This is a genomic window from Olleya sp. KKT75, from assembly GCF_055635485.1.
Genome location: NZ_CM145759.1, coordinates 37175 through 52049, shown reverse-complemented (window position 1 = coordinate 52049; position 14875 = coordinate 37175). Strand labels below are relative to the sequence as shown.

At 36.3% G+C, this 14875-nt stretch carries 2 protein-coding genes; both read right to left on the bottom strand.

What is annotated here, in order from left to right:
• Nucleotides 1–71 precede the first annotated feature (71 nt).
• The gene (locus ACZ2G2_RS00235) at nt 72–4700 is read right to left on the bottom strand and encodes a DUF8202 domain-containing protein (protein WP_470393337.1); all 4629 of its coding nucleotides are present in this window, start codon (nt 4698–4700) and stop codon (nt 72–74) included.
• 238 nt (nt 4701–4938) lie between these two features.
• Nucleotides 4939–14802 (bottom strand): M14 family zinc carboxypeptidase, encoded by a 9864-nt coding sequence (locus tag ACZ2G2_RS00230; RefSeq protein ID WP_470393335.1) that lies wholly within the window; start codon nt 14800–14802, stop codon nt 4939–4941.
• Nucleotides 14803–14875 lie beyond the last annotated feature (73 nt).

Here is a 14875-nt window from a genome sequence, read left to right as displayed (position 1 = left end):
TGGTTTAAAAGTAAAAACCCAAAACAAGTGTTTTGGGTTTTTATTTATATAAAAAATTTTGTAACCTTTTATTATTCGATTAAAACCTTTTTAGAGAATGTCCCATCGTTAGTTTTTACTTTTAATATATAGGTGCCTGTACTTATTACATTTGTTTTTAATTCGATTAAATCTATAGATTCAAAGTCATTAAAAACAGTAATTTCCTGTCCAATTATATTAAATAAACTCACAGATTTGATAGTTTCTAACTTAGGGTTGTTAACTACAATAGTATTGGAATTATTTGCATAATAAAATTGTATTGTTGTTTCAATATCAAATTCATTTGTAGACAACACTTCAGATTGACTGAATCTTAATTCAAAACGATCTGTATAAGCACCTGCAGCAAGGTAAATTGAGAACGTATCCTGTTTAATATCATGATATAGGTTGGTTACTGTATCATAGATGTAAATTTCCATGTTTTCCGGTGTGTTTTCTAAAGCATCAATTACAAAAGTGTTTTCTCCGTCCGTATTTGTATGTACTCCTAATGGTAATATCGTAGAGGCGTTAATGGTATTTGTACCTTGTATTATGTACTGGTTGTCTTCAATCATCCAATAAATATCATCCATTTGAGATTCGTTGTTTTCTCCGTCATAACCCCAATCGTAACCTGGAGTAGCATTAGCATCTTCAGTAACTAATAACTGTCTGTGTAAATTGTTAACCGAGTTAAAACCTAATCTAATTTTTAAGCGGTCATCAGAATTATAAACATCACTAGTTGCATTAGTGTCAGAGGTTCTTACAAATACAGAGGAAGCTCCTTCTTTTTCAAATACACGTTGACCGTTATTAAACCTAATGTTTCCTGTGTTTTCACTTTTAACGAAAAAACCTTGAGAAACAGGGATGTAACGCCCAGGCAGTTTAACCGGTGTTCCGCCTGTCCCAACTAGTGGGTCATTAGTTCCATAACTGGCAGCAGGAGTAGATCCTGATAAGTTATAGGTAGCATAACCTCCTTGGTAATTTGCAAGGTTGTGAGAACCACCTCCCCAATGTTCCCAGAAATATAATGTTCCAGTAGTGCTTCCTGCGCCTTCAATAGTAGGTGCATTATCCATTATAAATTGATTAGCATCTAAAGCCGAAGCGTATGGGTTACCTACTAAATATTCATTACCAACTGTTATTGGTAGTGTAATATTACCGTTGTTTGGTTTTCCGTTAAAAACATAGTTTTGTTCTAATAAAACGTTTCCGCTTGTATCTGTAACCCCTTTTAAGGTAAACCCTTCTCCAGAAATCAAAGTACCTGTACTTCTTACATGTTGCCAATCTGCATAAGCGCCTGATTGATTAGAGTATTTCCAAATCCAATAATCTGCAATTCCTATTGGAGTTCCTGTTGTTCCATCATAACTGCTAGTTATAAAATTTATGTCTATTGGATTGTTAGGATCTGTACCATCTTTAAATACTTGTGGTAAAGTGTAAGCATTATTATTTGTACTTGTATTACCAACACCTACTGGAGAAGACCAATAATTGTATGTGAACAAATCTTTTGTACCCTGTTGGTCGCGTTCTAACGTTCCAGAACTAGTTACATCAAGATCACTATTTAAAGATTGAATTAATTGAGATTCACCTTGTAAATCAATTTTACCATCTAATTTTAAGTAATGTGTTATAGTTAAGCCATTTCCAGTTCTTAGACTTGTAGTACCATCTAGCATTAGCGTATTGCTTTGAACATCCATACCTAATACACGTCTGTTGCTATTATTGTTAGTAGGTAAACTGGCGTTATCCATGGTTATATTATGACTTGTTTGTACAATGTTCCAGTCTACAGTTATATCTGAATCTACAATTGATGCAGAGCCTGGAATGTATTGTTTGTCCCCATTGGTCCATGTATTATGACTAGTCCAAGTTCCGTTAGATTTAGAAGAATAGGGTAGTGGAGCAGTTTGGAAATCTACAGTATTTAGATTTCTTAAAGCACCTTGCCTATTGTTACCTGATGCATCATTAGTGTTGGTGTATGTGTAGATGGACATTGGATAGTATCCTTCCAGTGTATTCCAAGCTAGCGTTGCGGTTTCATTATTTGTAATTGTTGATGGTAATACTTTACCAGAAACAAAGGCTGCATTTTGTTTAATTTCTTGATTTATAATATAACGTAATTGGTTTACGCTTAAAGCGGTGCTCCAAACACGGACTTCATCAATATTTCCTCTAAAAAATTGTGTTGTACCTGTTTTAGCAGCAGAAGCTACATGAAAAGAATTAGTAGTACTTAAGGGTGCAGATCTGTTTATTGACCTATCTAAAACACCATCAATGTATAAATAGATTCTTGTTCCATTGTAAATTGCAGCAACATGATGCCATTCGTTATCAGGGATTTGAGTAAAACTAGTTAATGTTTGATTGGATCCATTTTTCCAATACATTCTAATTTTGTTATTATTTAAAATTTGAAAGTCATAACCTTCTGTAAAAGGATTATTTCGTTTTGAAACAATTGATTTAGTCCCGGTGTCAGCTGCGTCTCTTTTTATCCACGCAGATATAGTAAAGCCTGAAGGATTTAAATCCAAATTGTCTTCCATGTCAATAAAGTCTGTAGTACCATTAAAATATACAGAGCGCACGACTTCTACTTGAGGCGCGTATCCAAAAGTGATATATTTTGTACCATCAAAATCGTAGCTTGTTTCAAGATCAGTACCATTAATGGTCATGATTCTGTAATCTGCAGTAGGGTCAAATACAGGTGTGTCTGAAATAAACATATAATAATTACCCGGAGGGCTAATATTTCTAATTGCATTTTGAGGAATTCTAATTTTTACTTCAGAAATGTCTCCACCATTCTCAACAACCTTCCAAGTACGTTGCATACCAAGAAAACTAACAGGAGTAGATAAACCTGAAATTCCTGAGCTCATGTCTACAGATATAACATTTGGTGCAGCGTCTAAACTAGCATTATTATTTCCCCAAACTAAAAATTCTTTATCTCCAAACGCAGTAGAGTTGGTGTTAATATTTGTAGAATTTGTATCATGTAAATCAGTTAGTCCCATTGTAAGAATACCTTGGATTCTTCCGGCGCCATCAGTATTGTCATTTACACTTCTAGATTGCTTTTGATTTAACTCGGAGTCATTATCTCTACCTATTCCTGTTATGTCATAATTGTAGCCTAAGTTTTCAGATTGATCCCATATTATGTTTCCAGAACTATCAACATAATCTTGAGAAGTACCATTTATACCTAACGTTATTCCATATTTTATAGCTAAATATGACTGTATTCTATTGCGTTCTTGTGTTAGGTTGTTATCAGATTTTCTTGAGTTATATGTAATTACCTCAGCAATACGACCATCAAAACTACCATTCCAATATTGACTTCGGCCCAGCCAATATCTTCCATTGTTTATCGTGGCATATCTGGATATATCATTTGTTTCGTTCCCAACTTGATTGGCGTTAAAATATAATTCCATATCAGTATCACTAGCATTCTGTCTAATGTTTACAATTTGAATTTGATTATAATCTGTTGATGAATTAGTGTCTGATCTAGCATATCCATTTTCAGTGGGATTTGAAGATGTTTCACTTGTTGTTCCGATACAATATGTTAGGCGTTCATTATTTAAACGTGCAGTATAAGATCCGTAACCAAATCCAGTAACGTCTTCGGCATAGCTTTCTGCTAATGGGTCAGAGCTAGTAAAAGTATCTAGAGGTATTATAGAACTTGTAATATTTGGATCTGGCATTAATACAACAAAAAAATCATTGGTGTTAAAACCTCCTGTTCCTTTTAACTCATCTCTATTTGTTAGATAGGTCATGTCAGAGCCTGAAGTGTTATTGTTGTTTTCAAACTCTATCACAGGATTAAAGTTCATGTTTTTACCACTATTATTTCGGTATACTGGCTCTTGACCTGTTTTAACCACTTCTGCATGATTTCCTTTTCCATTATCAGACCACTTGGTAACATTTGCGCCATCAGAACCATAAGTTGTACCATCAAGTTGATCTGCTTTTAGCCATAGGTCTAAATTATTAGTTACACCGCCTGGTCCATTAGTTGGAGTGTTATAAGTAGTACCAGTTATTGAAATGTCATCCACCATTACATAATCATTTGTGTCACTTGCATCACATCGGATTCTAAATTGTCCAGTTGGTAATATTGGGAAGCTAAAGTCTGTAGCCATTAATGTTACTGTTTTACTATAATAAATAACAGAATTAGTGCGTTGAAAGTCAGCAGATTTATCAGATACATTTCCGCTTACAAATCGCTTTACTGTTTCCCAAGTTGAACCTAATCCTCCACTATTGTATTCAACAAAAAAATCTTCTCCAGTTTCCATGCTGTATGCTGTAAAGAAAAACTTAAGATCGATTTTATCATAAAGAAATAAACTATACGATGGGGAAGTCATGGCAGAATTATTGCCTAAATTGTCTCTTAGCCAAAAGCTATTATTTGCGCTATAAGCGAAAGTTGCGTTATTTGTTCTAACCGCTGTTGAACCTCCTGTCCAACCTTGATTTCCAGATTCAAAGTCATAAAATCCTAAAGTAGTTTGTGAATTGGAGGTTTTAATAAATAACGTAATCGCTATTATTGTAAAAAAAGTGTTTTTGAGGGTCAAAAATTTCATAATTGGTTAAGTTCTAGTTAGGGACTAAATAGTAAGTGTCAAATATACTGTATTTTGTCTTTGAAATGCAATTTTATTCGACAAACGGTATATCTTAAATTTTAAATAATTGATAATCAGTATTTTAAGTGTTAAAAAAAAATTACATTTCAACCTATTTTATGGTATTTGAACGACTTTTTGTTGCATAAAAAAAGCTAAATAAATCAATATTTAGCTTTTTTGAGAGTTTTTTTGTTTAGAATTTTATCAATTTGTGAGTGTGGATTATTACATTTTTGGAGTTAGAAATTCTTAAAAAGTAAGGCGCTTGTTCTAATCTTTCTAAATTATTTAGAACGATTTTACCGTTAATTGGTGTTGATATATTTCTGTGAACTATTCTTCCATTTATATCATAAATTCTTGTGGTAATCATTTCATTTCTTAACGCCAAAGGAAGTTTTATGCTTAAATAAGAATTAAATGGGTTAGGGCTAATGTTTATGTTTTCTATTTCAAAATCATTTACTCCTAAAGTAGGATCATCCATTCCGTCACAATTTTCATCTATTCCGTTTCCTCCAATTTCGGTAGCTCCGGGAAAAATGGTATCGTTAGTATCGTCACAATCTTCATTATTTGTAGTGTATCCATCAGGAAGAGTACATGCTTCAATTGTATTGACAAAGTCTCCGAAACCATCGTTGTCTGTGTCAGCATAATAGATGTTTTTAGGGCCATTATTTGTTATTTCCCAAGCACATGTTATCTCATTAAATATAGCTGTCTCATTACATTCTATTTCTGGTTCTATAGGTTGTGTTCCCGTTAGATTCCAAGTACAAGTTGTATTGTTGAATGTTGCAGTTTCATAACATTCTGTTGTAGGTTCTGTAGGTTGTGTTCCTGTTACATCCCAAGTACACGTTGTGTTGTTGAATGCTGCAGTTTCATAACATTCTGTTGTAGGTTCTGTAGGTTGTGTTCCTGTTACATCCCAAGTACACGTTGTGTTGTTGAATGTTGCAGTTTCGTAACATTCTGTAGTTGGTTCCGCAGGTTGCGTTCCCGTTACTTCCCAAGTACAAGTCGTGTTGTTGAAGGTTGCTGTTTCGTAACATTCTGTAGTTGGTTCAGCAGGTTGCGTTCCAGTTATGTCCCAAGTACACATTGCGTTGTTGAATGTTGCAGTTTCGTAACATTCCATAGTTGGTTCTGCAGGTTGTGTTCCTGTTACATCCCAAGTACATGTTGTATTATTGAATGTTGCAGTCTCATAACATTCTGTTGTTGGTTCTGTAGGTTGTGTTCCAGAAACATCCCAAGAACATGTTGTATTGTTGAACGTTGCAGTCTCATAACATTCTGTTGTTGGTTCTGCAGGTTTTGTTCCTATTACACTCCAAGTACAAGTTGTATTGTTGAATGTTGCAGTCTCATAACATTCCGTAGTTGGTTCCGCAGGTTTTGTCCCAGAAACATCCCAAGTACAAGTCGTGTTGTTGAACGTTGCAGTTTCGTAACATTGTGTTGTTGGTTCCGCAGGTTTTGTTCCAGAAACATCCCAAGAACAAGTTGTATTGTTGAATGTTGCAGTCTCATAACATTCCGTAGTTGGTTCTGCAGGTTTAGATCCAGAAACATCCCAAGTACATGTTGTATTGTTGAATGTTGCAGTTTCATAACATTCTGTAGTTGGTTCGGCAGGTTTAGATCCAGAAACATCCCAAGTACAAGTTGTATTATTGAACGTTGCAGTTTCATAACATTCCGTAGTTGGTTCTGCAGGTTTTGTTCCTGTTACACTCCAAGTACATGTGGTATTATTAAACGTTGCAGTTTCATAACATTCTGTTGTTGGTTCCGCAGGTTTTGTTCCTGTTACATTCCAAGTACAAGTTGTGTTGTTGAATGTTGCAGTTTCATAACATTCCGTAGTTGGTTCCGCAGGTTTAGATCCAGAAACATCCCAAGTACAAGTTGTATTATTGAACGTTGCAGTTTCATAACATTCCGTAGTTGGTTCCGCAGGTTTTGTTCCTGTTACATCCCAAGTACACGTTGTATTGTTGAATGTTGCAGTCTCATAACATTCTGTTGTTGGTTCCGCAGGTTTTGTCCCAGAAACATCCCAAGTACAAGTTGTATTATTGAACGTTGCAGTTTCATAACATTCTGTTGTTGGTTCCGCAGGTTTTGTTCCTGTTACATTCCAAGTACAAGTTGTGTTGTTGAATGTTGCAGTTTCATAACATTCCGTAGTTGGTTCCGCAGGTTTAGATCCAGAAACATCCCAAGTACAAGTCGTGTTGTTGAACGTTGCAGTTTCGTAACATTGTGTTGTTGGTTCCGCAGGTTTTGTTCCAGAAACATCCCAAGAACAAGTTGTATTGTTGAATGTTGCAGTCTCATAACATTCCGTAGTTGGTTCTGCAGGTTTAGATCCAGAAACATCCCAAGTACATGTTGTATTGTTGAATGTTGCAGTTTCATAACATTCTGTAGTTGGTTCGGCAGGTTTAGATCCAGAAACATCCCAAGTACAAGTTGTATTATTGAACGTTGCAGTTTCATAACATTCCGTAGTTGGTTCTGCAGGTTTTGTTCCTGTTACACTCCAAGTGCAAGTTGTATTGTTGAATGTTGCAGTTTCATAACATTCCGTTGTTGGTTCAGTAGGTTGTGTTCCAGAAACATCCCAAGAACATGTTGTATTGTTGAACGTTGCAGTTTCGTAACATTCTATTGTTGGTTCTGCAGGTTGTGCTCCTGTGACATCCCAAATACAAGTTGTATTATTAAACGTTGCAGTTTCGTAACATTCTGTTGTTGGTTCAGCAGGTTGTGCTCCTGTGACATCCCAAATACAAGTTGTATTATTAAACGTTGCAGTTTCGTAACATTCTGTTATTGGTTCAGCAGGTTGTGTTCCTGTTACATCCCAAGTACAAGTCGTGTTGTTGAATGTCGCAGTTTCATAACATTCCGTTGTTGGTTCCGCAGGTTTAGATCCAGAAACATCCCAAGTACAAGTCGTGTTGTTGAACGTTGCAGTTTCATAACATTCTGTTGTTGGTTCCGCAGGTTTTGTTCCAGAAACATCCCAAGTACACGTTGTGTTGTTGAATGTTGCAGTTTCATAACATTCTGTAGTTGGTTCCGCAGGTTTAGATCCAGAAACATCCCAAGTACAAGTTGTATTATTGAATGTTGCAGTTTCGTAGCAAGCAGTTGTAGGTTCTGCAGGTTTTGTTCCTGTTACATCCCAAGTACATGTTGTATTGTTGAATGTTGCAGTTTCATAACATTCTGTAGTTGGTTCGGCAGGTTTAGATCCAGAAACATCCCAAGTACAAGTTGTATTATTGAACGTTGCAGTTTCATAACATTCCGTAGTTGGTTCTGCAGGTTTTGTTCCTGTTACACTCCAAGTGCAAGTTGTATTGTTGAATGTTGCAGTTTCATAACATTCCGTTGTTGGTTCAGTAGGTTGTGTTCCAGAAACATCCCAAGAACATGTTGTATTGTTGAACGTTGCAGTTTCGTAACATTCTATTGTTGGTTCTGCAGGTTGTGCTCCTGTGACATCCCAAATACAAGTTGTATTATTAAACGTTGCAGTTTCGTAACATTCTGTTGTTGGTTCAGCAGGTTGTGCTCCTGTGACATCCCAAATACAAGTTGTATTATTAAACGTTGCAGTTTCGTAACATTCTGTTATTGGTTCAGCAGGTTGTGTTCCTGTTACATCCCAAGTACAAGTCGTGTTGTTGAATGTCGCAGTTTCATAACATTCCGTTGTTGGTTCCGCAGGTTTAGATCCAGAAACATCCCAAGTACAAGTCGTGTTGTTGAACGTTGCAGTTTCATAACATTCTGTTGTTGGTTCCGCAGGTTTTGTTCCAGAAACATCCCAAGTACACGTTGTGTTGTTGAATGTTGCAGTTTCATAACATTCTGTAGTTGGTTCCGCAGGTTTAGATCCAGAAACATCCCAAGTACAAGTTGTATTATTGAATGTTGCAGTTTCGTAGCAAGCAGTTGTAGGTTCTGCAGGTTTTGTTCCTGTTACATCCCAAGTACATGTTGTATTATTAAATGTTGCAGTTTCATAACATTCTGTAGTTGGTTCTGCAGGTTTAGATCCAGAAACATCCCAAGTACAAGTTGTATTGTTGAATGTTGCAGTTTCGTAACAAGCAGTTGTAGGTTCTGCAGGTTTTGTTCCTGTTACACTCCAAGTACAAGTTGTATTATTAAATGTTGCAGTTTCATAACATTCTGTAGTTGGTTCGGCAGGTTTAGATCCAGAAACATCCCAAGTACAAGTTGTATTATTAAATGTTGCAGTTTCATAACATTCCGTAGTTGGTTCCGCAGGTTGTGTTCCTGTTACATCCCAAGTACAAGTTGTATTATTGAATGTTGCAGTTTCATAGCATTCTGTTGTTGGTTCCGCAGGTTTAGATCCAGAAACATCCCAAGTACAAGTTGTATTATTGAACGTTGCAGTTTCATAACATTCCGTGGTTGGTTCAGCAGGTTGTGTTCCTGTTACATCCCAAGTACAAGTCGTGTTGTTGAATGTCGCAGTTTCATAACATTCCGTTGTTGGTTCCGCAGGTTTAGATCCAGAAACATCCCAAGTACAAGTCGTGTTGTTGAACGTTGCAGTTTCATAACATTCTGTTGTTGGTTCCGCAGGTTTTGTTCCAGAAACATCCCAAGTACACGTTGTGTTGTTGAATGTTGCAGTTTCATAACATTCTGTAGTTGGTTCCGCAGGTTTAGATCCAGAAACATCCCAAGTACAAGTTGTATTATTGAATGTTGCAGTTTCGTAGCAAGCAGTTGTAGGTTCTGCAGGTTTTGTTCCTGTTACATCCCAAGTACATGTTGTATTATTAAATGTTGCAGTTTCATAACATTCTGTAGTTGGTTCTGCAGGTTTAGATCCAGAAACATCCCAAGTACAAGTTGTATTGTTGAATGTTGCAGTTTCGTAACAAGCAGTTGTAGGTTCTGCAGGTTTTGTTCCTGTTACACTCCAAGTACAAGTTGTATTATTAAATGTTGCAGTTTCATAACATTCTGTAGTTGGTTCGGCAGGTTTAGATCCAGAAACATCCCAAGTACAAGTTGTATTATTAAATGTTGCAGTTTCATAACATTCCGTAGTTGGTTCCGCAGGTTGTGTTCCTGTTACATCCCAAGTACAAGTTGTATTATTGAATGTTGCAGTTTCGTAACAAGCAGTTGTAGGTTCTGCAGGTTTTGTTCCTACTACGTTCCAAGTACAAGTTGTGTTATTGAATGTTGCAGTTTCATAACATTCTGTTGTTGGTTCCGCAGGTTTAGATCCAGAAACATCCCAAGTACAAGTCGTGTTGTTGAACGTTGCAGTTTCATAGCATTCTGTTGTTGGTTCCACAGGTTTTGTTCCTGTTACGTCCCAAGTACAAGTTGTGTTATTGAATGTTGCAGTTTCGTAACATTCCGTAGTTGGTTCCACAGGTTGTGTTCCCGTTAGATCCCAAGTACAAGTCGTGTTGTTGAATGTCGCAGTTTCGTAACATTGTGTTGTTGGTTCTGCAGGTTTAGATCCAGAAACATCCCAAGAACAAGTTGTATTGTTGAATGTTGCAGTCTCATAACATTCCGTTGTTGGTTCAGTAGGTTTAGATCCAGAAACATCCCAAGAACACTTTGTATTGTTGAATGTTGCAGTTTCATAACATTCTGTTGTTGGTTCCGCAGGTTTAGATCCAGAAACATCCCAAGAACAAGTTGTATTATTAAATGTTGCAGTTTCATAACATTCTGTAGTTGGTTCCGCAGGTTTAGATCCAGAAACATCCCAAGTACAAGTCGTATTATTGAATGTTGCAGTTTCATAACATTCTGTAGTTGGTTCCGCAGGTTTAGATCCAGAAACATCCCAAGTACACGTTGTATTATTGAATGTTGCAGTTTCATAACATTCTGTTGTTGGTTCCGCTGGTTTTGTTCCTTTGTTTTCCCAAGTACAGGTTATGTTGCTGTAAGTAAAATTATCCCAACAATTTGTTGCAGTCGGCATGTCTTGTCTTGTTACTGTTACTGTAGCATTTGCGGTATCTGTATTAGAATTAATATCGGTTACAGTTAAAGAAATCACATTGTTACCAATGTCAGAACAGTCAAAAGTGTCTTTTGATAAAGTAAAATTAGCTATTGAGCAATTATCTGAAGATCCATTGTTAATAGCGCTAGGCGTAATTGTAGCATTGCCAGAATTATCTAATTGAATTGTAATATTTTGGGTTACGGCATTTGGATTTATGGTGTCTGCAATAATATTTATACTAAACGACGCTGTTTTTGTGTTACCTGAAGTATCAGTGACTTGATAGCTTATAGTAGTATTGCCAACAGGAAATGCGTCACCACTGTTTAATCCTGTAGAATCTGTTCTGATTACAGTTAAAGAGTCATCACAGTTATCTGTTGCGGTCGGGGAGGTCCAAGTTGGATTGTTGTTGCCACATGATAGCGATATATTGCTAGGTACGTTTATTAAATCTGGCTTAATTTGATCAAGTACAGTTACTAGTGCGGTACAGGTGTCTGTTTGATTGTCAGCATCGGTAACCGTTAGAGTCACACTCACAGGAGTACCAATATCGTTGCAATCAAAAGAGTTAATATCAATGCTGTAATTGGTAATTGCAACATCATCTGTAGAGCCTCCATCAATATCTCCAGCAACAATTGAAGCATTTCCAGTGGAATCTAATTGAATATTTATGTTTTGACATAAAGCAGTTGGGGGGGGTGAATTCGAAACTTGATCAGAAGTTATTGATAATTTGTCAATAGAGATATCTCCAGACCATCCGCTAGAGGCATCAGAATCGGTAGTAGCACTAAACCTTAGTTTAATTGTTTGATTATCAAAAGTGGATAAATCTACATTTTGTGTTTTCCAAGCATCTGTATGGCTTACTTGCTTGCTTCCTGCTAGTGTATACGTATCTAATGTTATGTAATTGGCTCCGTTATCAGTGCTTATATCCACAGTTAAAACACCAATATTTGTTCCATACATATGATAGTCGAAAGCTATTGAAGCATTTTCTCTGCCTGTAAAGTCTAAGCATGGACTAATTAATCTAGCTATTTTACTAGGGAAATTAGGATTTGAAGCTTCTGTATATAAAAAATAAGATCCGTCAGATGCTGTAGATGGACCTGTCCCAGCAGAAGGTGTTGAGTTTCCATCGGTTTCTTCTTCTTTGTTTGTCCAATTAAAATCGTCAGTAGTGTCTTGTGTCCATAATCCTAAGGTGTTTTCAAAACTTTCAGAATATGGGAAACTAGTAATAGAGCTACCTGTACAAGGGACAGGGGATGAGGTTGTGAATTTTTCTATTGTAGAGTAGCTAGATGTTGATGTACTGCAACGTGTTCTAACTCTTACGTCATATTGTGTAGTATGTGATAAACCTGCTATTTGGTAGCTGTTAGTTGTAAGATTTGTAACGGTAGTCCAACCAGTAGATCCCGAACCCGTTTCTCTATATCTAATGTCGTAATTGGCAGAGGCTACAGCGTCCCAATCAATTTTTGCAGTTACTGTGGTTATGTCTGATACTGCAACGTTTGTTGGTACAGTAGTCATACAGGGAGTATTTATACCAATGATTTTAAAATCATCAATAAAAAAACCTGTAAACGTCGTATTGTAGATTTCAATACCGTTATTAGCATCGGTTCGCATTCTAAAGCGGAAACTTACATTTGTTTCATTATATAAAAAACTATTATTGGAAGCATTAATAACAATCTCTTCCATAACGTATTTGTCCATTTGATCACCATCATAGACTTTACCAGAACTATTACTATTTTGAAAGTTATGAGACGTATTGTTTTTACTTCCATAAAAATTGGCATCATTCGTAGTTGTTACCGCATTTGGTTTGTTGTAATTTCCATCAACAGGTATCCAAGTAGTACCATCTGTAGATGCTAATAGTTCAACAAAATCATAATTTCGTTCTAAATCCCATTTTGTATAAAATTGAATCAATACTTCACTAGAGCTTGAGAAATCATAAGTACTGGCTGTTGTTAAGGTTTTTGTATCGCCATCATTATATGGAACAGACGCTCCGTCTTTAATAACTCTTGATCCAGAAAATGGAGTAGCAGTTGTGGTTATCCAACCGCCAGTTGCAGTCCAGTTTGCTAAAGATCCTGTATCTGGATTATCGGCTAGCATTACATTAGGCTGGTAATATTTTTCGTAATTAGTTTCGTAAAAAACAACTCCATCTCCATTTGCCAATTGTGCTTTATATTCAATTTTTTCATTTGGCTGAATACCTGAGATTAAGGTTAAGCTAGCTGTAACATTGCGTTGCTCTAATTTAGACATTCCAGTTTGGGTAGCAGGTGATGTTATACTTGCTATATTGGCAGAGATAGGAGTAATTGTTAAAGTAAAATCACTATCTGTTTGTCCTAAACGTTCTATTCCAAATTGTATGTTTGATGATAATGTATTAATGTCACTTTGTGTCTGGTCTTGTAGTTTTGCATACTTACCACCATAGTAGATATTCATTAAATTAATACGAACTGCTCTTTTAGATATAGGAACAAAATTAGAAGGTGCTGGCCAAAAGGAACCATTAGCACTACCTTCACTACTATGTCCATGTTCGGGAGTAGACGCTAAAATATTTTGTCCAGATCCAACAGACGCTGGACTCGAATCATTTGGATAAGGATTATTACTGTTAGAGGTTGTATTACCGCCATCTGCCGGTCCACCAAGCATCCAATCGTCTGCAATTCCATTAGCAGGGTTAAAAATAGTAGCTCCAGAGACATAACGATTGTATTTAGTCATGTCTTCATGCCATTTATGCATTTCGTCTTCTCTTCCAGAAACATTACCAGGCTCACCTCCATAAGGGTGAGGTATCCCGTTGGCTGCAGTGTGGTGCATTAAAACCGTTTTAAAATTTCGGGCTAATACAAAATCTCTTAAAATTCTAGATTCAGGTTCCGAAAAAGGATTTGGACCTCTATATGTATCACTTGTAGGAATGTTTGATGAACCACTTGCTTGACCATCTGCTCCCCAAAAATAATCGAAGTTTCTGTTAACATCCACTCCTCTAACTTCAGAATTATTTGTTCCACCGTCTCGTAAGTTTTTACGCTGTAGTCCTCCACCATTAGGATCGCGTTCTTCATTCCATTTTAAACCATCCGGATTTACTATAGGTATAAAATATAACTCATTATTATCTACTAAATTTTTAATGGCTGGATCTATATTATAATTCTCTAATAGATACCACATAAAATAAATGTTTTGCATCAAACTGGCAGACTCTCTAGAATGAATCATAGAAGTAAACAGAATTTGCGGTTTAGAGCCTTCTGCTGAACCGGAGTGATCTCCTGTAATTCTAATATATTTAACGGTTTGTCCAGGCCATGTGTTATATGCGCCACCACCAGTATATGAATTACCATAGGTGGTCTCACTGGAAGCATCTAATACGGGAGAAATAATATTAAGAGACGTAGCGTAAGCTACCATATTGGCCATTTCAATTTCTGTCTCACTTACTGTAAGACAGCCTCCCATACTCCCTAAGTTGAAGTTAGAAGGGACTCCCCAATCAATCTCGGTAGGGTTATTATTGTCTTGTAAATAATTACCTAAAACGTCATTTGTAATTGAAGATCTATTCTGACTATTTTTTTCTAAAGCTTGAAGTCTCTTAGCCTTGCTCTTGGCTTTTTCCGACTTTAAAAGAGATATGGCATTTGGCATATCATTGGTTGCTCTTTCTCTGTAGAATTTAGCCATATCTTCTATTTTTACCGAATAGTTGATGCCACTTTTATCTAGGTTCCTTAAAACGTCTTCAGATAATTCTATGACAATACCTTCTTTGGTTAATGAAGCACCACAACGTAAATCGATACCCTGATTAGCTAGTTCTTTTAAAGTATTGGCGGAAGTGTTTTTTACTACGACTTGTTTGTAAAGGTCTTGAGAAAATGAAGTCTGTACAATTGTAAGTAATAAAATAAGAGCGAAAGTAATTTTCTTCATAGTAATTAGATTAGGGAATCTGAAATAGATTTACGAGATCTAGTGTGTTTAGTTAGACCGCTAAACTAATTAA

Coding starts and splice junctions, on each gene's coding strand:
- ACZ2G2_RS00235 (WP_470393337.1), bottom strand. CDS start 4,700: ATGAAATTTTTGACCCTCAAAAACACTTTTTTTACAATAATAGCGATT.
- ACZ2G2_RS00230 (WP_470393335.1), bottom strand. CDS start 14,802: ATGAAGAAAATTACTTTCGCTCTTATTTTATTACTTACAATTGTACAG.